Annotated in this window: 20 protein-coding genes and 2 pseudogenes; 15 read left to right on the top strand and 7 right to left on the bottom strand. The window is 63.4% G+C overall.

All coding sequences use genetic code 11. The features are described from left to right. Positions 1-167: 167 nt before the first annotated feature. The 12 genes and pseudogenes from urtA (at position 168) to M1B34_RS00800 (ending at position 11,466) form a co-directional block, all read left to right on the top strand. Entirely contained in the window at positions 168-1,433 is a 1,266-nt protein-coding gene (urtA, locus tag M1B34_RS00855) for an urea ABC transporter substrate-binding protein (protein ID WP_123329672.1), read from the top strand. A 140-nt stretch (positions 1,434-1,573) separates the two neighbouring features. Continuing rightward, the gene (gene urtB, locus M1B34_RS00850; RefSeq protein ID WP_268264178.1) at positions 1,574-3,076 is read left to right on the top strand and encodes an urea ABC transporter permease subunit UrtB; all 1,503 of its coding nucleotides are present in this window, start codon (positions 1,574-1,576) and stop codon (positions 3,074-3,076) included. Beyond that, complete coding sequence (gene urtC / locus M1B34_RS00845; RefSeq protein ID WP_123329668.1) at positions 3,076-4,155, top strand: urea ABC transporter permease subunit UrtC; 1,080 nt, start codon at positions 3,076-3,078, stop codon at positions 4,153-4,155. The genes urtB and urtC overlap by 1 nt, the downstream gene beginning before the upstream one ends. After that, positions 4,152-5,012: an urea ABC transporter ATP-binding protein UrtD gene (urtD, locus tag M1B34_RS00840; protein ID WP_123329666.1), complete on the top strand. Its 861-nt coding sequence runs from the start codon at positions 4,152-4,154 to the stop codon at positions 5,010-5,012. Before urtC ends, urtD begins: the two co-directional genes overlap by 4 nt. A gap of 90 nt (positions 5,013-5,102) precedes the next feature. Further along, positions 5,103-5,801, top strand: coding sequence for an urea ABC transporter ATP-binding subunit UrtE (gene urtE, locus M1B34_RS00835; RefSeq protein ID WP_268264177.1), 699 nt, complete (start codon positions 5,103-5,105; stop codon positions 5,799-5,801). 30 nt (positions 5,802-5,831) lie between these two features. After that, entirely contained in the window at positions 5,832-6,671 is an 840-nt protein-coding gene (locus M1B34_RS00830) for an urease accessory protein UreD (RefSeq protein ID WP_268264176.1), read from the top strand. Positions 6,672-6,723: 52 nt separating this feature from the next. Continuing rightward, positions 6,724-7,026 (top strand): urease subunit gamma, encoded by a 303-nt coding sequence (gene ureA / locus M1B34_RS00825; protein WP_007907366.1) that lies wholly within the window; start codon positions 6,724-6,726, stop codon positions 7,024-7,026. Positions 7,027-7,035: 9 nt separating this feature from the next. Further along, positions 7,036-7,569 carry a GNAT family N-acetyltransferase gene (locus tag M1B34_RS00820; RefSeq protein WP_123329660.1) on the top strand — a complete coding sequence of 178 codons (534 nt, stop codon included), beginning with the start codon at positions 7,036-7,038 and terminating at the stop codon, positions 7,567-7,569. A 6-nt stretch (positions 7,570-7,575) separates the two neighbouring features. After that, positions 7,576-8,112 (top strand): GNAT family N-acetyltransferase, encoded by a 537-nt coding sequence (locus tag M1B34_RS00815; RefSeq protein WP_123329659.1) that lies wholly within the window; start codon positions 7,576-7,578, stop codon positions 8,110-8,112. Beyond that, positions 8,109-8,414 (top strand): urease subunit beta, encoded by a 306-nt coding sequence (locus tag M1B34_RS00810; protein ID WP_123329657.1) that lies wholly within the window; start codon positions 8,109-8,111, stop codon positions 8,412-8,414. The genes M1B34_RS00815 and M1B34_RS00810 overlap by 4 nt, the downstream gene beginning before the upstream one ends. A gap of 96 nt (positions 8,415-8,510) precedes the next feature. Then, positions 8,511-10,209: pseudogene (gene ureC / locus M1B34_RS00805) on the top strand (urease subunit alpha). A 117-nt stretch (positions 10,210-10,326) separates the two neighbouring features. Beyond that, a complete protein-coding gene (locus M1B34_RS00800) occupies positions 10,327-11,466 on the top strand; it encodes a sensor histidine kinase (RefSeq protein ID WP_123329653.1) in 1,140 nt (379 codons plus the stop codon). Between the two features lie 18 nt (positions 11,467-11,484). On the opposite strand, the gene M1B34_RS00795 is transcribed toward M1B34_RS00800, so the two are convergent. Together M1B34_RS00795 and M1B34_RS00790 are read right to left on the bottom strand one after the other, a co-directional pair. Continuing rightward, a complete protein-coding gene (locus M1B34_RS00795) occupies positions 11,485-11,796 on the bottom strand; it encodes a chaperone modulator CbpM (protein ID WP_123329651.1) in 312 nt (103 codons plus the stop codon). A gap of 23 nt (positions 11,797-11,819) precedes the next feature. Then, positions 11,820-12,761, bottom strand: coding sequence for a DnaJ C-terminal domain-containing protein (locus M1B34_RS00790; protein ID WP_123329913.1), 942 nt, complete (start codon positions 12,759-12,761; stop codon positions 11,820-11,822). A 301-nt stretch (positions 12,762-13,062) separates the two neighbouring features. Here M1B34_RS00790 and M1B34_RS00785 point away from each other — a divergent pair, with 301 nt between their 5' ends. Further along, a complete protein-coding gene (locus M1B34_RS00785) occupies positions 13,063-14,328 on the top strand; it encodes an Hsp70 family protein (protein ID WP_268264175.1) in 1,266 nt (421 codons plus the stop codon). A gap of 114 nt (positions 14,329-14,442) precedes the next feature. Here the strand turns inward: M1B34_RS00785 and M1B34_RS00780 are convergent, their stop codons facing one another. The 3 genes from M1B34_RS00780 to M1B34_RS00770 form a co-directional block, all read right to left on the bottom strand. Beyond that, a complete protein-coding gene (locus tag M1B34_RS00780) occupies positions 14,443-15,453 on the bottom strand; it encodes an AI-2E family transporter (RefSeq protein WP_123329649.1) in 1,011 nt (336 codons plus the stop codon). Positions 15,454-15,568: 115 nt separating this feature from the next. Continuing rightward, on the bottom strand, positions 15,569-15,868 hold the full coding sequence (locus tag M1B34_RS00775; protein ID WP_123329647.1) for a PsiF family protein: 300 nt from the start codon (positions 15,866-15,868) through the stop codon (positions 15,569-15,571). Positions 15,869-15,939: 71 nt separating this feature from the next. Continuing rightward, the gene (locus M1B34_RS00770) at positions 15,940-16,728 is read right to left on the bottom strand and encodes an AraC family transcriptional regulator (protein WP_123329645.1); all 789 of its coding nucleotides are present in this window, start codon (positions 16,726-16,728) and stop codon (positions 15,940-15,942) included. Between the two features lie 95 nt (positions 16,729-16,823). Here M1B34_RS00770 and M1B34_RS00765 point away from each other — a divergent pair, with 95 nt between their 5' ends. Further along, complete coding sequence (locus tag M1B34_RS00765) at positions 16,824-17,711, top strand: DMT family transporter (RefSeq protein ID WP_268264174.1); 888 nt, start codon at positions 16,824-16,826, stop codon at positions 17,709-17,711. A gap of 36 nt (positions 17,712-17,747) precedes the next feature. Here M1B34_RS00765 and M1B34_RS00760 read toward each other — a convergent pair whose 3' ends face one another. Next, positions 17,748-18,638, bottom strand: a complete 891-nt coding sequence (locus tag M1B34_RS00760) for an esterase/lipase family protein (RefSeq protein WP_268264173.1) — start codon at positions 18,636-18,638, stop codon at positions 17,748-17,750. Positions 18,639-18,776: 138 nt separating this feature from the next. Further along, entirely contained in the window at positions 18,777-20,852 is a 2,076-nt protein-coding gene (locus tag M1B34_RS00755; RefSeq protein ID WP_268264172.1) for an AsmA family protein, read from the bottom strand. A gap of 387 nt (positions 20,853-21,239) precedes the next feature. On the opposite strand from M1B34_RS00755, the pseudogene M1B34_RS00750 reads away from it, so the two are divergent. Further along, positions 21,240-21,473, top strand: a pseudogene (locus tag M1B34_RS00750) (hypothetical protein); the annotation flags it as partial.

The following is a 21,473-nucleotide window of genomic DNA, read 5'->3' as shown; positions in this document are numbered from 1 at the left end:
ACCACCCTCTCGCCGAGGCCCCATCCTGGGGCATCGCCTGCCCCGCCCCTGCACGTAAAGCGACGTTTTCATGCCCTGCGCCGACTAGGCACACCCCTTGCAAAACACCCCTTCAGTAGTCCGCATCTGCCAACCAAGAAAACTCATAAGTTCATGGAGATCGCACAATGAAGCGTCGTAGCTTGATCAAGGCTTTCACACTATCGGCATCGATTGCCGCGATGGGCATGGCCTGGACCGTCCAGGCCGCCGAAACCATCAAGGTCGGTATCCTGCACTCGCTGTCGGGGACCATGGCGATTTCCGAAACCTCGCTCAAAGACATGGCGTTGATGACCATTGACGAGATCAACGCCAAGGGCGGGGTCAATGGCAAGAAGCTCGAAGCCGTAGTCGTGGACCCGGCGTCCAATTGGCCGCTGTTCGCGGAGAAAGGCCGCCAGTTGCTGACCCAGGACAAGGTCGCGGTGGTGTTCGGTTGCTGGACCTCGGTGTCGCGCAAATCCGTGCTGCCGGTGTTCGAGGAACTCAACGGACTGCTGTTCTACCCGGTGCAGTACGAAGGCGAAGAGATGTCGCCTAACGTGTTCTACACCGGCGCCGCGCCGAACCAGCAGGCGATTCCTGCGGTTGAGTACCTGATGAGCGAAGACGGCGGCAGCGCCAAGCGTTTCTTCCTGCTGGGCACCGACTACGTGTACCCGCGCACCACCAACAAGATTTTGCGTTCGTTCCTGCACTCCAAAGGTGTAGCGGACAAGGACATCGAAGAGGTCTACACCCCCTTCGGCCACGCCGACTATCAAACCATCGTCGCCAACATCAAGAAGTTCTCCGCAGGCGGCAAGACCGCGGTCATCTCCACGGTCAACGGCGACTCCAACGTGCCGTTCTACAAAGAACTGGCCAACCAGGGCCTGAAAGCCACCGACGTACCGGTGGTGGCCTTCTCCGTGGGTGAGGAAGAACTGCGCGGCATCGACACCAAGCCGCTGGTGGGCAACCTCGCCGCCTGGAACTACTTCCAGTCCGTGGAGAACCCGGTGAACAAGAAGTTCGTCGCTGACTGGAAAGCCTACGCCAAGGCCAAGAACTTGCCGGGCGCTGACAAGGCCGTGACCAACGACCCGATGGAAGCCACCTACGTGGGCATCCACATGTGGGCCCAGGCCGTCGAGAAGGCCAAGTCCACCGACGTCGACAAAGTCCGCGAGGCCCTGGCCGGCCAGACCTTCAACGCGCCGTCGGGCTACACCCTGACCATGGACAAGACCAACCACCACCTGCACAAGCCGGTGATGATCGGCGAGATCCAGCCGGACGGTCAGTTCAGCGTGGTATGGCAGACCGAAGGCCCGATCCGCGCCCAGCCTTGGAGCCCGTTCATTCCGGGCAACGACAAGAAGCCGGACTACGCGGTGAAGAGCAACTAAGCCACTCAATGCCCACCCTCGCAGGAGCGGCCGAGCGGCGCTCCGTTCGCCAGCGATCAGCTTGATACGGCCTGCCCGACAGGCCGCTAGCGCCGGCAAGCCGGCTTCTGCGGGGTTCTTGTATGACCAGGACATTTGACATGCCCACTGCCTTCTACCGTTTTATGCTGGCCTGCCTGCTGTTGCTACCGCTGGCGGTCCAGGCCGGTGACGCCGAAGACTTCGTCGCCGCCAATGCCACGCAACAAGCCAAACTCCTCGAGTCCTGGGCCGCGCAGCCCGACCCGGTGCGCATCGAACTGCTCAACGCCCTGCAACTGGGCCAATTGAGCATCGACGGCGAAGCCAAGACCCTGCGCCTGAACAACCGTCTGCGGGGGCTGATCGACACCGCCCTGGCCAGCCACCAATTGCTCGCGGCCGACGCGACCCTACGCCTGGCCGCCGCCCAGCAATTGCAAAAAAGTGCCAAGCCCGCGCAATTGAGATTCCTCGACCAGCGACTGGCCGGCGAACAGGACGAAAAGGTTCACGCCGCTCTCAGCCTGGCCCTGGCCAACTTGCAGTTGGTGGACGGCGACCCGGCCGTGCGCCTGGCGGCGGTACGCCTGTTGGGTGAAACCGGCGACCCGTTGGCCCGCACGCGCCTCGAAAGCCTGTTGGAACCGGGGGTTGAAACCGATGCTGGGGTGCACACCGCCGCCGAGACCAGCCTGGCCCAGGTCAAGCGCAAGCTGCTGGTGGGCGAGATTCTCGGCCAGGCATTCAGCGGCATGTCCCTGGGCTCGATCCTGCTGCTGGCGGCCTTGGGCCTGGCGATCACCTTCGGCCTGCTGGGGGTGATCAACATGGCCCACGGCGAGATGCTCATGCTCGGCGCCTACTCCACCTACGTGGTGCAGTTGATGTTCCAGCGCTTCGCCCCGCAAGCCATCGAGTTCTACCCGTTGATTGCCCTGCCGGTGGCGTTTTTTGTCACCGCGGCCATCGGCATGGCCCTGGAGCGCACGGTGATCCGCCATCTCTACGGCCGCCCACTGGAAACCCTGCTGGCGACCTGGGGCATCAGCCTGATGCTGATCCAACTGGTGCGCCTAGTGTTCGGCGCGCAGAACGTGGAAGTGGCCAACCCGGCCTGGCTCTCGGGCGGGATCCAGGTGCTGCCCAACCTGGTGCTGCCCTACAACCGCATCGTGATCATCGCCTTCGCCCTGTTTGTGGTGGTGCTGACCTGGCTGCTGCTGAACAAGACCCGCCTGGGCCTGAACGTGCGTGCCGTGACCCAGAACCGCAACATGGCCGCCTGCTGCGGCGTGCCCACCGGGCGCGTCGACATGCTCGCCTTCGGCCTTGGCTCGGGCATCGCCGGCCTGGGGGGCGTGGCCCTGAGCCAGATCGGCAACGTCGGCCCGGACCTCGGTCAGAGCTACATCATCGACTCGTTCCTGGTGGTGGTGCTCGGCGGGGTCGGGCAACTGGCCGGTAGCGTGCTCGCGGCCTTTGGCCTGGGCATCGCCAACAAGATTCTCGAACCGCAGATCGGCGCCGTACTCGGCAAGATCCTGATCCTCGCGCTGATCATTCTGTTCATTCAGAAACGTCCGCAAGGCCTCTTCGCTCTGAAAGGACGGGTGATCGACTGATGAACCAGCCTCTGCTACTCACCGCTACACAAAAAGCCGGCCCCAAGGTCACCCTCGCCGTGGGCGTGGTGATACTCGCGCTGCTGCTGGCACTGCCGCTGCTCTCGCTGCTGTCGGCGGACAACCCGCTGCACGTCTCGGCCTACACCCTGACCCTGATGGGCAAGATCCTCTGCTACGCCATCGTCGCCCTGGCCCTGGACCTGGTCTGGGGCTATGCCGGGTTGCTGTCCCTGGGTCACGGCCTGTTCTTCGCACTGGGCGGCTACGCCATGGGCATGTACCTGATGCGCCAGGCCTCGGGGGATGGCTTGCCGGCATTCATGACCTTCCTCTCGTGGACCGAATTGCCCTGGTACTGGGTCGGCACCAGCAGCTTCCTCTGGGCCATGTGCCTGGTGGTACTGGCACCGGGCTTGCTGGCCCTGGTGTTCGGTTTCTTCGCATTCCGCTCGCGGATCAAGGGCGTGTATTTCTCGATCATGACCCAGGCCCTGACCTTCGCCGGGATGCTGCTGTTCTTCCGTAACGAAACCGGTTTTGGTGGCAACAACGGCTTCACCAACTTCCGCACCATCCTCGGTTTCGGCATCACCGAACCCGGGACCCGGGCGGTGCTGTTCCTGGCCACGGTGTTGCTGCTGGTGGCCAGCCTGTACATCGGCTGGCGCCTGGCGCGCAGCAAGTTCGGTCGAGTGCTGACGGCGCTGCGCGACGCCGAGAACCGCCTGATGTTCTGCGGCTACGACCCCCGCGGCTTCAAGCTGTTTGTCTGGGTGCTGAGCGCCGTGCTGTGCGGTCTGGCTGGCGCGCTGTATGTGCCTCAGGTGGGCATCATCAACCCCAGCGAAATGTCGCCGACCAACTCCATCGAGGCGGCGGTATGGGTCGCCCTGGGCGGTCGCGGCACGCTGATCGGCCCGTTGCTCGGCGCCGGCGTGGTCAACGGCATGAAGAGCTGGTTCACCGTGGCCTTCCCCGAATACTGGCTGTTCTTCCTCGGCGCGCTGTTCATCGTGGTGACCCTGTACCTGCCCAAGGGCGTGATCGGCCTGCTGAAAAAACGAGGTGAACAATGAGAGTCACAGCGACCGCGGATTTCATGCTGGAGCCCATCCTCGAACCCAACAAGGACCAGGGCAGCAGCCGCGATGCCATCGGCCTCGGCCAGGCCGCCGGCAAAGGCCTGAACACCCGCCACGGGACGATCCTGACCCTGGAAGACATCAGCGTCAGCTTCGACGGTTTCAAGGCCCTCAACGACCTGAACCTGTACATCGGCGTCGGCGAGCTGCGCTGCATCATCGGCCCCAACGGCGCCGGCAAGACCACCCTGATGGACGTGATCACCGGCAAGACTCGGCCCAGCCACGGCAAGGCCTGGTTCGGCGAGACCCTGGACCTGACCAGCATGAGCGAGGTGCAAATCGCCCAGGCCGGCATCGGCCGCAAGTTTCAGAAGCCCACGGTGTTCGAGGCCCTGAGCGTGTTCGAAAACCTGGAGCTGGCGCAGAAGACCGACAAATCGGTGTGGGCCAGCCTGCGGGCCAGGCTCTCGGGTGAACAGAAAGATCGCATCGGTGAAGTGCTGGAGACCATCCGCCTGACCGCCTCGGTGGAACGCCAGGCCGGCTTGCTGTCCCACGGCCAGAAACAGTTCCTGGAAATCGGCATGCTGCTGATGCAGGACCCGCAATTGCTGCTGCTGGACGAACCGGTGGCGGGCATGACCGACGCCGAAACCGAATTCACCGCCGAACTGTTCAAGACCCTCGCCGGCAAACATTCGCTGATGGTGGTGGAACACGACATGGGCTTCGTCGGCTCGATCGCCGACCACGTCACCGTACTGCACCAGGGCAGCGTTTTGGCCGAAGGGTCCCTGGAACAGGTGCAGGCCGATGAGCGGGTGATTGAGGTGTATCTGGGCCGATGAATCGGCCAGTTACCAGCGACAAGCTGCAAGAGAAAGGCCGCGAGCTCTACGCCTCGTGCTTGCCGCTTAAATTCTCCAAAAGGAGTTCCGATGCTACAGGTACAACACCTTCATCAATACTACGGCGGTAGCCACATTCTGCGCGGGCTGTCATTCGAGGCGAAGATCGGTGAGGTCACTTGCCTGCTGGGGCGTAACGGCGTGGGCAAGACCACCCTGCTCAAGTGCCTGATGGGCCTGTTGCCGGCCAAGGACGGCACAGTGAATTGGGAAGGCAAGGCCATCACCGGGCTCAAGCCACACCAGCGGGTGCATGCCGGCATCGCCTACGTGCCCCAGGGCCGGGAGATTTTCGGCCGCCTGACCGTGGAAGAAAACCTGCTGATGGGCCTGTCGCGCTTCCCGGGGTCCGAAGCCAAGGAAGTGCCAGCCTTTATCTACGAGCTGTTCCCGGTGCTGCTGCAGATGAAACAGCGCCGCGGCGGCGACCTATCGGGCGGCCAGCAGCAACAGTTGGCCATCGGACGCGCCCTGGCCAGTCGTCCACGGCTGCTGATCCTCGATGAGCCCACCGAAGGCATCCAGCCGTCAGTGATCAAGGAGATCGGCGCGGTGATCAAGACCCTCGCGGCCCGGGGCGATATGGCGATTCTGCTGGTGGAGCAGTTCTATGACTTCGCCGCCGAGCTGGCCGACCAGTACCTGGTGATGTCCCGGGGTGAAATCGTCCAGCAGGGCCGTGGCGAAAATATGCAGGCCGAAGGTGTACGCGGGCTGGTAACGATCTAATCTGTAGCGTCCTAACGATAAGCACCCACCATGAATCTTCCTGCCCATAGCGCCTTGTTCACGCCCAGCTGGCACGCCGAGCTGGAACTCGGCTACGCCCGGTTCGGCGACACCACGCGCCCGGTCCAGCGCCGGCACCTGGGCCCGCTGCGGGTGCAAAAGCACCTGTATGCCGAAGGCCCGCAGGTTTGCCAGCACATCATCGTCCACCCGCCCGGCGGCATTGCCGGCGGCGACCGCCTGGACATCCGCGCCAGCGTCGCCAGCGATGCCTGGGCGCAACTCACCAGCCCGGGCGCTGCCAAGTGGTACCGCGCCGCCGGGCCGGCCTACCAGACCCTGGAACTGAACGTGGCGGCCGGCGCGACCCTGGAGTGGCTGCCCCAGGAAACCATCGTGTTCAGCGCGGCCCAGGCCGAACTCAGCACCCGCATCGAGCTGCAAGGCGATGCCCGGCTGTTCTACTGGGACATCGTGGCCCTCGGGCGCCCTGCCAGCGACGAGCGTTTTGACCTGGGGCACTTTCAGTCGCGGCTGGAGATCCGCCGCGACGGCCAGCTGCTCTGGCATGAACGCCAACGCATCATCGGTGGCGATGGCCTGCTGGACTCGCCCATCGGCCTGGACGGGCAACCGGTGTTTGCCACCCTGCTGGTGACCGGCGAGATCGACCCTGAATTGCTGGAGACCTGTCGCTCGCTGCCCCACGCGGTACGCGGCGACCTGACCCAATTGCCGGGCCTGCTGGTGGCCCGCTGCCTGGCCGGCGAAGCCCTGCAGGCGCGGGCCTGGCTGATCGACCTGTGGCGCCTGCTGCGCCCGGCCCTGCTGGGCCGCGAGGCGCTGCCGCCGAGGATCTGGAGCACATGAACCGCGGCCCGCACACCCCCCTTTTCCACTGCCCAACAACGGATTTCGAACGATGGACCTGACCCCACGCGAAAAAGACAAACTGCTGATTTTTACCGCCGGCCTGGTGGCCGAGCGGCGCCTGGCCCGGGGGGTGAAACTCAACTATCCGGAAGCCATGGCCTACATCTCGGCGGCCCTGCTCGAAGGCGCCCGCGACGGCCAGACCGTGGCCGAGCTGATGCACTTCGGCACCACCCTGCTGAGCCGTGAACAGGTGATGGAAGGCATCCCGGAAATGATCCCGGAGATCCAGGTGGAAGCGACCTTCCCCGATGGCACCAAGCTGGTCACCGTCCACCAACCCATCGCCTGAGGCCGCGACATGACTGACCGCATCCGCGACGCCGTGCACGCCGACCTGCCCGCGATCCGCGACATCTACAACGACGCCGTGCTCAACACCACGGCGATCTGGAACGAGCAGCCCGTGGACCTGGGCAACCGCCAGGCCTGGTTCAGCGCCCGGCAAGCCCAGGGCTACCCGATCCTGGTCGTCGTCAACGCCGAGGAGGTGGTGCTCGGCTACGCTTCATTCGGTGACTGGCGGCCCTTCGAGGGCTTCCGCCACACCGTCGAGCACTCGGTGTACATCCGCAGCGACCAACGGGGCAACGGCCTCGGCCCGCGCCTGATGGACGCGCTGGTGGAGCGCGCCAGACACGGCGGCAAGCACGTGATGGTGGCCGCCATTGAAAGCGGCAACGTTGCTTCGATTCGCCTGCATGAGCGCCTGGGGTTCGTCACCACCGGGCAAATGCCCCAGGTGGGCACCAAGTTCGGCCGCTGGCTGGACCTGACCTTTATGCAGCTGACCCTTAATCCCGGGGCCCAACCGCCCAGCCTCCTCCAGGAGTGATGCCCGATGAACGCCGCCCAGTTGCGTCGAGTCCATGCAGAAAGCTTTGCGCACTATCGCCAAGGGTTGATTGACCTGCTGCTCGACGCCGTGGGCTATGGCGCCAGTGTCGGCTTCATGGCCGACCTGGATGCCGCCCAGGCCCGTACCTATTTCGATGAGGTACAGGCCAACCTGGAGCAGGGCAACCTGCTGCTCTGGGTGGTGGTGAAGGATGAGCAGGTACAGGCCAGCGTACAGCTGGGCCTGTGCCAGAAAGCCAACGGCCTGAACCGCGCCGAAGTGCAAAAGCTGCTGGTGCGTGAACACGCGCGCCGCCGCGGCCTGGGCCAGCAATTGATGGGCGCCCTGGAACAGGCCGCGCGCCAGCAACAGCGCGGCATGCTCTACCTGGACACCGAAGCCGGCTCCCCGGCCGAAGCCTTCTATCGCTCACTGGGCTACCAGCGGGCCGGCGAAATCCCCGATTACGCCTGCGACCCCAGCGGCCGTTATCACCCGACCGCTCTCTACTACAAGATTCTCCAAGGAGCCTCTGCATGATCCCCGGTGAATACCAGATCCAACCCGGCGATATCGAACTCAACGTTGGCCGCCGCACCCTCAGCCTGAGCGTGGCCAACAGCGGCGACCGACCGATCCAGGTCGGCTCCCACTATCACTTTTTTGAAACCAACGACGCCCTGACCTTCGACCGAGCCGCCAGCCGCGGCATGCGCCTGAACATCCCCGCCGGCACCGCCGTGCGCTTCGAACCGGGACAGACCCGGGAAGTGGAATTGGTGGACCTGGCCGGTCATCGCCGCGTGTTCGGTTTTGCCGGAAGAGTGATGGGCGATCTTTAAGCGGTAAGCAAGAGACGCCTGAAGCGGTATCGATATTTTTTGATTTTCTTGGAGCTGGCAGCTTAAGGCTTGCAGCTCCCTTCCGAGGAACGAGGAATGCACATTTCCCGCCAAGCCTACGCCGACATGTTCGGCCCTACGGTCGGCGACAAGGTACGCCTGGCTGACACCGAGCTATGGATCGAAGTGGAAAAAGACTTCACCACCTACGGCGAAGAAGTGAAATTCGGCGGTGGCAAAGTGATCCGCGACGGCATGGGCCAGGGCCAGTTGCTGGCCGCCGAGGTGGTCGACACGCTGATTACCAATGCCCTGATCATCGATCACTGGGGCATCGTCAAGGCCGATGTCGGCCTCAAAGACGGGCGCATTGCCGCCATCGGCAAGGCCGGCAACCCGGACATCCAGCCTGATGTGACCATTGCCATCGGCGCCAGCACCGAAGTCATCGCCGGCGAGGGCATGATCCTCACGGCCGGCGGCATCGACACCCACATTCACTTCATCTGCCCGCAGCAGATCGAAGAAGCGCTGATGAGCGGCGTCACCACCATGATCGGCGGCGGCACGGGCCCGGCCACTGGTACCAATGCCACCACCTGTACGTCAGGGCCCTGGCACATGGCGCGCATGCTCCAGGCCGCCGACGCGTTCCCGATGAACATCGGTTTCACCGGCAAGGGCAACGCCAGCCTGCCGGAGCCATTGATTGAACAGGTCAAGGCCGGGGCCATCGGCCTCAAACTGCATGAAGACTGGGGCACCACCCCCGCGGCCATCGACAACTGCCTGAGCGTGGCCGACCAGTACGATGTGCAGGTGGCGATCCACACCGACACCCTGAACGAATCGGGCTTCGTCGAAACCACCCTCGGCGCCTTCAAGGGCCGCACCATCCACACCTACCACACCGAAGCGCGGCGGCGGCCATGCGCCGGACATCATCAAGGCTTGCGGCTTCGCCAACGTGCTGCCCAGCTCCACCAACCCGACGCGGCCGTTCACCCGCAACACCATCGACGAGCACCTGGACATGCTGATGGTCTGCCATCACCTGGACCCAAGCATCGCCGAGGACGTGGCCTTCGCCGAAAGCCGCATTCGCCGCGAGACCATCGCCGCCGAAGACATCCTCCACGACCTGGGCGCGTTCTCGATGATTAGCTCCGACAGCCAGGCCATGGGCCGGGTCGGCGAAGTCATCACCCGCACCTGGCAGACCGCCGACAAGATGCACAAGCAGCGCGGCCCGCTGGACGGCGATGGCCCGGGCAACAGCAACTTCCGGGTCAAGCGCTACATCGCCAAATACACCATCAACCCGGCGATCACCCACGGCATCAGCCATGAAGTGGGCTCCATCGAAGTGGGCAAATGGGCCGACCTGGTGCTCTGGCGCCCGGCGTTCTTCGGGGTCAAGCCGACCCTGATCCTCAAGGGCGGGGCCATTGCCGCCAGCCTGATGGGTGACGCCAACGCCTCGATCCCCACACCGCAGCCGGTGCACTACCGCCCCATGTTCGCCAGCTACGGCGGCAGCCGCCACGCCACCAGCCTGACCTTTATCAGCCAGGCGGCCCTGGACGCCGGGGTGCCGGAAAGCCTGGGCCTGAAAAAACGCATCGCCGTGGTCAAGGGCTGTCGCAATGTGCAAAAAACCGACCTGATCCACAACGACTACCTGCCGCAGATCGACGTTGACCCGCAGACCTACCAGGTCAAGGCCGATGGCGTGCTGCTGTGGTGTGAGCCGGCGGACGTGTTGCCGATGGCACAACGCTACTTTCTTTTCTAGCCAACACCCGGCCTGAAAAGGCCGGGAAGCTTGTTTGCCGGTATGAGTGTTGAAGCGCGCCGCAAGGCGCTAAGATGCCTGTCGATTTCTCACACTTCGCCAGCAAGGTTCCCGGCTATGCGCCTATCCGATTTCATCGTGCAACACGTTGATCGAATCGTTGATGAGTGGGAGCAGTTTGCCAAATCCATCGCCCCCGCCGCCGATTCCATGTCGCGCCTGGAGTTGCGCGACCACGCCAAATCCATCCTCCTGGCCGCCTCGCGGGACATGCAGACCGCCCAGACCGCCAGCGAACAGGTGGCCAAGGCCAAGGGCGAAGGCCCGGAGAAAACCCCCAGCCTCGATCAGGCCGCCGCCAGCCACGGCGAACTGCGCCACCACGTGGGGTTCGACCTGGTGCAGATGACCTCGGAGTTTCGTCACCTGCGGGCCTGTGTGATTCGGTTGTGGGTCAACAGCCTGGCCTCCCCGGACCTGGCCTATTTCCAGGACATGATCCGCTTCAACGAAGCCATCGACGAAGCCCTGGCCGAATCCACCAGTGCCTATGCCGAACAGGTCAATCGTTCACGGGACATTTTCCTGGCGATCCTCGGCCACGACCTGCGTGCGCCGCTGCAGGCGGTGAGCATGTCCAGCGAGATGCTGGCGCGCAAAGTCGCCCTGGACGCCGATGCCCTGGCCTATGTGACGCGGATCAAGAGCGGCACGCGGCACATGGGGGCGATGGTCAGCGACCTGCTGGAGTTCGTGCGCAGCCGCCTGGGCAGTGGCTTGCCCATCGAGCCGGCGCCCATGGACCTGGCCAGTGCGATCAAGGCCGTCATGGACGAAGCCTGTGCCGGACAGCCCGATTGCATGCCGTCGCTGAATTTCCATGGCGACAGCCACGGCATCTGGGATCGGGGGCGTATCGAACAGATGCTGCAAAACCTGATCGGCAATGCCTTGCAGCACGGCAGCCACAGTCGCAGCGTCACGGTGACCCTGACCGGTGGCGTGGAACAGGTACTGCTGACCATTCACAACTACGGCCAGCCCATTGCACAGGAGGCCCTGAGCACGCTGTTCGACCCTCTGGTGCGCAGCGCCAGCGAGGAGCTGGGCAATCCGTCCACCAGCCTGGGATTGGGCTTGTTCATCGTCAAGGAAGTGGTGGTGGCCCACCAGGGCAGCATCGACGTCAGTTCCAGCCAGATCGACGGCACCACATTTACCGTAGTGCTGCCACGAGTGTCCCGCGCTCAGCCCTAGACGCGGGGCGGCCGGCAGTTACTGCGGGGAGTCGGTGACCAGGCGACCGAGGCGCTGCTTGAGCATCTGATTCTCCGCCCGCAGTTGCTGCACCTCTTCCAGCAGGTCCAGGGCCAGGGCCACCCCTTCCCATTCCAGGTCCAGATCACGCTGCAACTTGGCCGCGCGCTTGGCCAGCACCAGTTCGACGTCGGTGAAGCGCCAGTGCTCGGGCGCCGCGCCATGAGGTTCAAGAATCCCGTGTTCGACAATTTCGATCACGTAGGCGGCCGACAAATCGGCCACCTCACAGAACTCTTCCATGTCCAGCTGAACGATCAGGGTGCTCATGGCCAGCGACTCCTAGTGTCGAATCAGAAATGTTCCCGCGGGTCGAAGGCGGCCTTTTTCGCCAGTTCCTGCCACAACGCCTTGACGTCGTCGCTGGTCTGCTTGGGCATTACCGCCTTGAGTTGCACGAACAGGTAACCGCGCTCCCCCGCCTTGTTCAGCAGGCCGTGGCCCTTGGCACGCATGCGCTGGCCGTTCTGGCTGCCGGCCGGGACCTTCAGGTTGATCTTGCCGGTCAGGGTCGGCACCGCCACTTCAGTCCCCAGGGCCAGTTCCCAAGGCGCCAGGGGCAAGGTGATGATCAGGTTCTCGCCCTCGACGTCGAATTTCGGGTGCGGGGCAAAACGAATGGTCAGGTACAGGTCGCCATTGGCCCCGCCCCCGACGCCCGGTGCGCCCTGGCCCTTGAGGCGAATGCGCTCGCCATCGCTGACCCCGGCCGGGATCTTCACGTTCAGGCTCTTGCTGGTGTTGCTGACGTGCTGGCCCGCAGCATTGTACTGCGGCACCTGGAAGCTGACCTTCTTCGACTCGGTCGCGAGGGTTTCCTCCAGGAAAATCGGCAATTCCATTTCCACATCCTGTCCACGTCGCCCGCTGCTGCGGCGCGACTCCGGGCCACCAAAGCCGGGCCCACGATTACCGAAGATCGAACTGAAGAAGTCCGAAAAATCGCCTGATTCCTGACCACCGCCAAAACCGCCACGGCCTTGCCACCCGGGCGGGCCCTGGAACGGCTGGCCATGCTGGCCGTATTTGCGCATCTCGTCGTATTCGGCGCGCTTGTCGGCGCTTTTCAGCGCTTCATAGGCTTCCGAGGCGTCCTTGAACTTGGCCTCGGCGTCCTTTTCCTTACTGACATCGGGGTGGTACTTACGCGCCAGCTTGCGATAGGCGGCCTTGATCGCCTTGTCGTCCGCTGTCGGTTCCACACCGAGAATCTTGTAATAGTCTTTGAAGTCCATCGAAGGAATCACCATCCGTTATCAATATCGCGCGGCCTGCACTGCAGCATGCTCTCTTTGCCGGCATCCGGCTTGATCAATCTCAAGCGGCTACTCAGGCAGCGCATCAGACGTTTATCGGCAGCCGGCGCGGGTTCTTGCGAACCTCGCGGCGGCTACGCGGCTCATGCCTGCAAGTTTGGGGGTGAAGAATAGTCTTTCAAGGCACGACCGGAGCAGATTTAGCGGATAGTCGGCCTTCGAATCTGCCGACGACTGACATACACTGCGCGGCCGTTTTTTCAACCGGAATACGAAAGACATGAACAACCCTACTCCGGCCCGTGCCTGCGGCATCGACTTTGGCACGTCCAACTCCACAGTGGGCTGGCTGCGGCCCGGCGTGGAAACGCTGATCGCGCTGGAGGATGACAAGATCACTCTGCCGTCGGTGGTGTTCTTCAACATCGAAGAACGCCGCCCGGTGTATGGCCGCCTGGCCCTGCACGAGTACCTGGAAGGCTACGAAGGCCGACTGATGCGCTCGCTGAAAAGCCTGCTGGGTTCCAAGCTGATCAAGCACGACACCAGCGTGCTGGGCACGGCGATGCCGTTCAAGGACCTGCTGGGGCTGTTTATCGGCCAGCTGAAAAACCGCGCTGAAGCCGCCGCTGGTCGGGAGTTCGAGGAAGTGGTGCTGGGCCGCCCAGTGTTCTTCGTCGACGACGACGCCGCTGCCGACCAGGAAGCCCAGGACACACTGGTGGAAGTGGCGCGCAAGCTGGGGTTCAAAGAGGTCTCGTTCCAATACGAACCGATCGCTGCCGCCTTCGACTACGAGTCGACCATCGAGCGCGAAGAACTGGTACTGATTGTCGACATCGGCGGGGGTACTTCGGACTTTTCCCTGGTGCGCCTGTCCCCTGAACGCCGGGGCCTGGATGACCGCCATGACGACATCCTCGCCACCGGTGGCGTGCACGTCGGCGGTACCGACTTCGACAAGCAACTGAGCCTGCAAGGCGTGATGCCGTTGTTCGGCTACGGCAGCCGGATGAAAAGCGGTGCCTACATGCCCACCAGCCACCACATGAACCTGGCGACCTGGCACACCATCAACTCGGTGTACTCGCAGAAATCCCAGCTAGCCCTGGGCAGCATGCGCTACGACATCGAAGACACCGGCGGCATCGACCGGCTGTTCAAGCTGATCGAACAGCGCGCCGGGCACTGGCTGGCCATGGAAGTGGAAGAAACCAAGATCCAACTGACCCACGCCGACCATCGCCACGTGCCCCTGGACCGCATCGAGCCGCGCCTGAGCGTGGAGTTGAGCCGAGCGCTGTTCGAAACCGCCATCGACAGCCTGCTGGAGCGTATCCGCGGCAGCGTCACCCAGTTGCTGAACCAGGCCAATGTCGGCGTTGCCCAGGTGGACACCGTGTTCTTCACCGGCGGCTCCAGCGGCATCCCGGCCCTGCGCCAAAGCGTCGCCGCCATGCTGCCGAATGCACGGCACGTCGAAGGCAACATCTTCGGCAGCATTGGCAGCGGATTGGCGATTGAAGCCAAGAAGCGCTACGGATAAAAGCAGCGGCAAGCTTCAAGCGGCAAGCTTCAAGCGGCAAGCCACAAGTAAAAGCAAGAGCGGGACCGGCTTGTAGCTTGCCGCTTGTAGCTTGCCGCTTGCCTCTTGCCCCTCCTAAACCAACCCCGCCAGTTTCAGCTCACTTTTCAGGTACGCGTAGTAAATCGGTCCGGCCACGACGCCCGGTAGGCCGAAGGCGGCCTCGAACACCAGCATTGCCAGGAGCAACTCCCAGGACTTGGCACTGATCTGCCCGCCGACGATGCGGGCGTTGAGGAAGTATTCCAGCTTGTGGATAAAGATCAGGTAGCCCAGGGCCGCCACCGCCACCCAGATCGACAGCGACAGGCCGACGATGGTGATCAGGGTGTTGGAAATCAGGTTGCCGATCACCGGCAATAGCCCCAGCAAGAAGGTCAGCACGATCAGGGTCTTGGTCAGCGGCAGCTTGACCCCGAACATCGGCAGGATCACCGCCAGGAAGATCCCGGTGAAGAAGGTGTTGAGCAGGGAAATCTTGATCTGCGCGAAGACGATGTTGCGAAAGGCCTGGACCAGCAGGTGCAGGCGATCGAACAGGGCGGCCGCCAAAGGCTTGCGCTTGGTCAGGTCGGGGATGCGCTGCAAGGCGATGATCGCCCCCAGCACCATGCCGATCAGCAAGGTCACGAACATGTGGGCCGCGTCCTTGCCCACCAGTTGCAACTCGCTCAGGTGCTTGCTGGCCCAGGCGCCGATGGCGGTCTGGAACTCGGCGGCGCTGGACGGCAGGTAGGAGTCGAGGAACGGCGGCAACTGGCCCCGGGCCTTGTCCACCACGGTCATGAACTTGTCCAGGGAGGCGCCGGGGTTTTCCGCTTCATGCAGCAGGAAACTGATGGCCCCGGCAAACAGCAGGGTCAGCACGCTGACCACCAGCGTGCCGAGCAACGCCACCGCCAGCCAGCGCGCACGCCGCCCTTCGATCAGGCGCTGCAACTGCGGGGTCAGCATGTTTACCAGCTCGAACACCAACAGACCGGCCAACAGGCTCGGCAACAACCGCAACGGCAGGACCAGCAACAAACCGCCGAAAATAATCACCCAACTGATCAACAACAGATGACGCTGAGAAAACGTTGGCATACAGCCTCAAAACGAACGGCGTAAAAGGATTGGCAGTCTGCCAGCGTTCGCCAGGGAGGCATAGGGGCAGGCGTCGTCGAGGTGGCCCGTGGCAAGGAGGCCAGGCCGGGGGGCATTACTTTTTCTTCAGGCAGGTGCTCATGAAGGCTTTGCGCTCATCACCCTTGAGGGCCTTGGTGGTGGCGTCGGCGTTACAGCTCTTCATTCTTTCCTGGGGCGTGGACGGGGTCGCGGCAGCCGCCGGAGCCGCTTTCAGGCAAGTGCTCATAAAGGCTTTGCGCTCATCGCCCTTGAGGGATTTGGCGGTGGCGTCGGCGTTGCAAGTGGTCATTTTGTTTTGCTGGGCGGTGGCGGCAAAACCTTGGGCACAGAGCAACAGGCCAATCATCAACAACGGAACACGCAACATCTTCATGGAGTTTTCTCCTGGCTACCGCACCGACGGGCGCGGCCTACCGCGCAGTGTAGACAAAGCCTGTTACACCTTCACCTGCTCTGTAGGCTGGCCCGGCGATACTGCTCGGGGGTGCAACCGGCCTGGCGCTGAAACATCGCGATAAACGCCGAGGCGCTGCTGTAGCCCATGTCGAAGGCCACTTCCTGAACGCTGCGCGGGCTGCCCAGGGCGTCGATGGAGGCCAGGAAGCGCAGGCGCTGGCGCCATTCGCCAAAACTCATGCCCAACTCACGCAGGCATTGCCGGGCCAGGGTCCGCTCGCTGACATGCACTTGCTGCGCCCAATAGGCCAGGGGGCGGTTGTCTCCGGGCGTGGCCTGCAGGGCGTTGAGAATACCCAGCAAGCCAGGGCTGCTGGCGTACGGCAGGTAAGCCTTGTGCACCGGGGCCTGCTGCAACTGGTCCAGCAGCACCCGGGCCAGACGCAGGTCGGCGTCGCGCTGGGGAATCTGCACATCACGGGCGGCGAAGTCCTTGAGGATGGCTTTCAGGATATCGCTGATGGCCAGGGTGCAGGCTTGCGACGGCAGGTCCTGGCACACCTCCGGCGCCAGGCACACGGCGCGATAAATGATCGGTTGGTCGGTGTAGAAGCTGTGTTCGGTGTTCGGCGGTATCCAGATCGCATACTGCGGCGGCGCCATAAAACGTTGCCCGGCAATCGCCATGTGCATCACGCCGTGGGCCGAATACTCCAGGCAACCCCAAGGATGGCGGTGCTCCAGGGCGTGGCTGTGGGCGTCGAAATCGGCGTAGCGAAAGTACACCGGCGCCGGCAGGCCACTGAACTGCAGCAGGTCGATGGATTTTTTGCTCATGCTGTCCGGATGCCAAGGCGGGTTGTCTGGATCGAAGTATAGGGATTGATCCGGACAGGCGGATAATCCCCCCTCATTAATCGACTGGTTGTTCCATGCAATACGCTTATCCGCTACTGGCAATCTTTATCTGGGCCGGCAATACCGTGGTCAACAAACTCGCGGTGGGCGCGATCTTCCCGGCCGAGATCGGCTTCTACCGCTGGCTCCTGGCGGGGCTGCTGTTCACCCCGTTCATGCTCAAGCCGGTGGTCCGCCACTGGCCGGTGATCCGCCCGAACCTGGGCAAGATTTTCATCCTCGGCGTCCTGGGCATGGCGGTGTACCAGAGCCTGGCCTACTTTGCCGCGACCCTGACCAGCGCCACCAACATGGGCATCATCCTGTCGCTGATGCCTTTGATGTCGCTGGCCATGGCCATTGCCAGCCTCGGCCAGCGCCTGACCGCCGGCGCGCTGCTGGGGGCCCTGCTGTCATTTGCCGGGGTGCTGGTGGTGGTGTCGTCCGGCAGCCTGGCGCTGCTGCTGGAGCACGGCGTCAACCTGGGGGACGCGATGATGCTGGTGGCCACCCTGGCCTATGCGGTCTACAGCACCTTGCTGAAAAAATGGCAGCTGCGCCTGCCGCCGCTGGTGCTGCTGTACCTGCAAGTGCTGGTGGCGGTGGTGGTGCTGTTGCCCTTGTTCCTCGCCTCGCCCAAGGCCGGCCTGAACCTGCACAACCTGCCCCTGGTGCTTTACGCCTGCCTGCTGGCCTCAATGCTCGCGCCGCTGGCGTGGATGCAGGCGGTGATCCGCCTGGGGCCGAGCCGCACCACCTTGTTTTTCAACCTGCTGCCGTTGATCACCGCCCTGATTGCGGCGGCGGTGCTGCATGAGCAACTGGCCTGGTATCACTTGATCGGCGGGACGCTGACCCTGGCAGGCGTGGTGCTGTCGGAGCGCTGGACCACGGTGCTGGGGCGCACACGCCGCGCGGCCTGAATCACGCCATCGGGGATCGCGCTCTGGCTGCTACGACTAAACCCCGGCCGCCTTGAGCCGCCGGGCGTGCTCGACAAACAACCGCACCGGCTCGGCGCCCTTGCCAACCAGGCCCAGGGACTGGTTGACGATGTCGAAGTGGTCCAGGGGATAGTCGTCGCCGATCACCGTGCCCAAGTGGGAGCTGTAGCGCCCGACCATGCCGTCGCAGTGCCCCGCCTCAAGGACAAACGTGCGGGCAAATAGCCGGCAACTGCGGTTGGTGCCATCCAGCAGGTTGCGACCGCGGTCGGTCTTGCCCGGCTGCAAGGTGCCGGACCAGGAGTAGTAGCGCACCCCATTCACCTCTTCCGGCCCCTGCCCGCCCCAGGTCTGAGGCAGCCCCTGAGGATACTGGGTGTTGAACAGGGCCACGCCCTCGGTGGTCAGCGAACGATGGGCACCCTGGATATCCACCGGCAGCTTCGGTCCGCGGTAGCCGGTTTCCAGCAGGCTCATCAGCGCCGCAATCACCCGCAAGGCGAAACTCAGCAGGCGCCCTCGCGGGGTCTGGCCCGGGTAGTGTTTTTCCAGATGGTCGGCCAGCTCGGAACCGTGATTGGGCCCCGCCACCGAGGTCACCGACGCCACCCAATCCGGCCGTCTGGCCGCCGCGTAACGCGCGGTCAGGGCGCCCTGGCTATGGCCGATCAGGTTGACCTTGGCGGCGCCGGTGTCCTTGAGGATCTGTTCGATACGGGCCAACAACTGTTCGCCTCGCACCTCGCTGGAGTTGAGCGGCGACACCTGCACGGCGACCACCGTCGCCCCACCGCGCCGCAAGGCAGCGGCGATCCCATACCAGTACGGGTACAGCAGCAGGCGGACAAAGCCCAGCATGCCGGGCACCAGGACCAGCGGGTAACGGGTGGCGAGCTCTTGGGACATCGTGCCTCTCCTGCTGATCAAGGGTGCTGATCGGTCCTGCTGATCGGGGCGCTACCACCGATCAGGATGCAAGACCGCAGCCAAGAGCATCGACATCGCCAATGACAATTTCGAGAACGCCCCGGCGCCCGCCCGCGATCAGCGGGTCGGCTTGACCGTCACCGGCGCCTTGCCCGAGCGCATTTGCTCCAGCAGCGGCGCACATTGATTGGGCTCGTCACCGCTGGGCGCCACCAACGCCAGCAAACCGGCAGCCGGGCCGGCGATCAGCCCCAGCGCCACCATGCCCGCGCCGCGCAGCATCAGCGGCACCGCCTTGACCCCGGCGCTGGGCTTGATGAACTTGCCCTGCACATACAACGGCGAACGCAGGGAGAACAGCCGCAGGCCCTTGGATTCCGGAGTGATGGTCAGGTCCAGTTGCTCAGTGGCCAGGTTGGCCGTGCCATCGATGTAGATCACCGCATTCTCGGTATCGAAAACGAACAGCCGGGGGCTGGCCAGACCGCTCTTGATGCCGAAGTCGGCCGCCGCGCAATTGATCTTCACTTCCTTGTCGCCAAACATCTTGCCGACCACGTAATTGCCCACGTTCAGCCCGGCGATTTCCATCAGGCTGCGGCTGATGGCACCGTCATTGATGAGCATTTTCAGGTCGCCGTTGGCGGTGCCCAGCAGCGCTGCCACCGAGTTGCCCCGGCCACTGATGTCGGCGTCGCCATTGAGCTCGCCAAAGCTGGTTTTCATCGGTTCAAAGCTGGGGAACAACTGCTTGAGCTTGAAGTTGCGCGCCGTCAGCCGGGCTCGGCCTTCCAGCGGTGTGGCGTGGCCATTGAGACGAATCTGCGCATCGAGCTTGCCACCGGCCACGCCGAAACGCAGGGGTTCGAGGCTGAGTTGGCCATCGTTGAGCACCAGGTGGGTGTACAGGTCATTGAACGGCAACTCGGCGCTGTGGACGATGCGTTTACCGGTGAACTCGACGTCAGCGTCCATATCGCCCCAGCGCTCGGTGCGGAACTCTTCCACCGGCAGCACCTTGTCTGCCGGTTGCTTGCTTTCGCCGCCCCGGGCCTTTTGCTTGGCGTTGGAGTCGGCGCCGATCAACGGCGCCAGGTCGCGGAATAGCAATTGGTTGGAGACCAGGGCGCCCGTCAACTTGGGCCGCGGCTGGCTGGCCTGGTACGTCAGGTTGCCGTGGATGTCGCTGTCGCCGATCTTGCCGTTGAAATCCTGGTAGCTGAAAGTGGCACCTGCCGGGTCGCGCAGTTTAGCGGTCAGGTGGCCGTCGGTGGCGTAAGGCGGGGAATCCGGCAAGGTCACCCCGGTCAGCGGATAGAGGTTGCCCAGGCTGCTGCCGGCCAGTTTCAGGCGCAGGTCCAGGGCCCCCAGGTTCAGGGGATCGGTCAGGCTGCCGCGCAATTCGACGCGGGTGTCGGCGATGCTCACCTGGGCTTGCAGCGGAAACGGCACGCTGGAGTCCTGCAAAGCCAGGAGGCCGCCGATCTTGCCGGTGCCGCTGAGCGCCTGCCCGTGATATTGGCCTTTAACATTCAGGGCAAACGCATAGGCCTGAGGCTCATGCCCTTTTTCCCGAACCTTTTTCGCCTCGTTGTCGCCTACGATGTCACTGAAGGGAATCGGCTTGCCCAGGGAGTCGATCAACACGTCGAGCTGGGTCTTCAGGCTTTGGTCATCGAGGGTCACATGGCCCTTGTCGAAGCCGATGGCACCAATGTCCACCACCCAGCTGGAGGGTTCGGCATCGGGGTCCTTGGGGTCGAAGGTGAAGGTCCAGTTAGCGCGGCCGTCCGCCAGGCGTTGCAGGGCGGCATTGGGTTCGGTCAGGTCGATGCGCGGAATGCTCACGCGCTGGGCCAGCAGGGCCAGGGGCGAAATACGCAGTTCGACGCGCTTGAGGCTGACCATCTGCGGCGCCTTGGACCAGTCGGGGTTGCCCAGGGTCAGGTCCTGCGCCACCACATGGGGCCAAGGCACCCAGGCCCGCCAGCCGCCCTGGTCAGGCTCGCGCTGCCAGATCACCGACAGGTCGCCATTGATCGCAAAGGGCCGATGCAGCTCGGCAGACACCTTGTCGTTGATCGTCGGCTTGAGACGGTTCCAATCGAAGAAAGCGACCAGTACCACTAACAGCGCCAGGAGCAGGATCAGGCTGCTGAACGTCCAGACGAGAATTTTACGAGTGCGCGTCATTGCACAGGGCTCCTGATGACAGCTGGGCTTCGCCACCGCGAGGCCCATTTGAAATGCCGGGGAAAGATCCCGCGGCCATGAAAACTACGACTGACAAACCGCGTGCAGGTTTAACCCAGATGCCGATTGCAGCCCAAAAAAAGCCAGATTCCTGACCAAAGCATCAATTTGGCGTTACCGCCCCCGCCCAATCAAGCGGCACAAGTGGGTCGTAAATACCCACTCCGGTGCAAAAAAACCGGCCGAAAACGCCCGTTCTAGAGCCCTCACGACAAACAATCAATTCCGTTGATTATTACCATTGCGTTTATGAACTTTTATATCGATTTAGCGGGCGTAAAATTGCCTCCGTACCCACTTTATCGCCCTCCCACGGAGCACCCCATCATGAAACGCCACGTATTGTTGAGCCTCACCCTGTCGATCCTTGCCGCCAACGCCTTCGCCCTGCCGGCAGCCGAGCAAGCCACGCCACAAGTCAAAGCCAGCCACAGTGTGTTCAGCCAGACCCTCGCCGAAGACGGTTATGATCGCACTCCACAAGGTCAAACCCTTGCTGAAGATGGCTATGATCGCACCCCACAAGGCCAGACCGTTGCCGAAGATGGCTACGACCGCACC

This window comes from Pseudomonas morbosilactucae, from assembly GCF_023241715.1.
GTDB classification, from domain to species: Bacteria; Pseudomonadota; Gammaproteobacteria; order Pseudomonadales; family Pseudomonadaceae; genus Aquipseudomonas; species Aquipseudomonas morbosilactucae.
The sequence above is the reverse complement of the archived record's forward strand: the minus strand, read 5'-3'. Positions and strand labels throughout refer to the sequence as shown.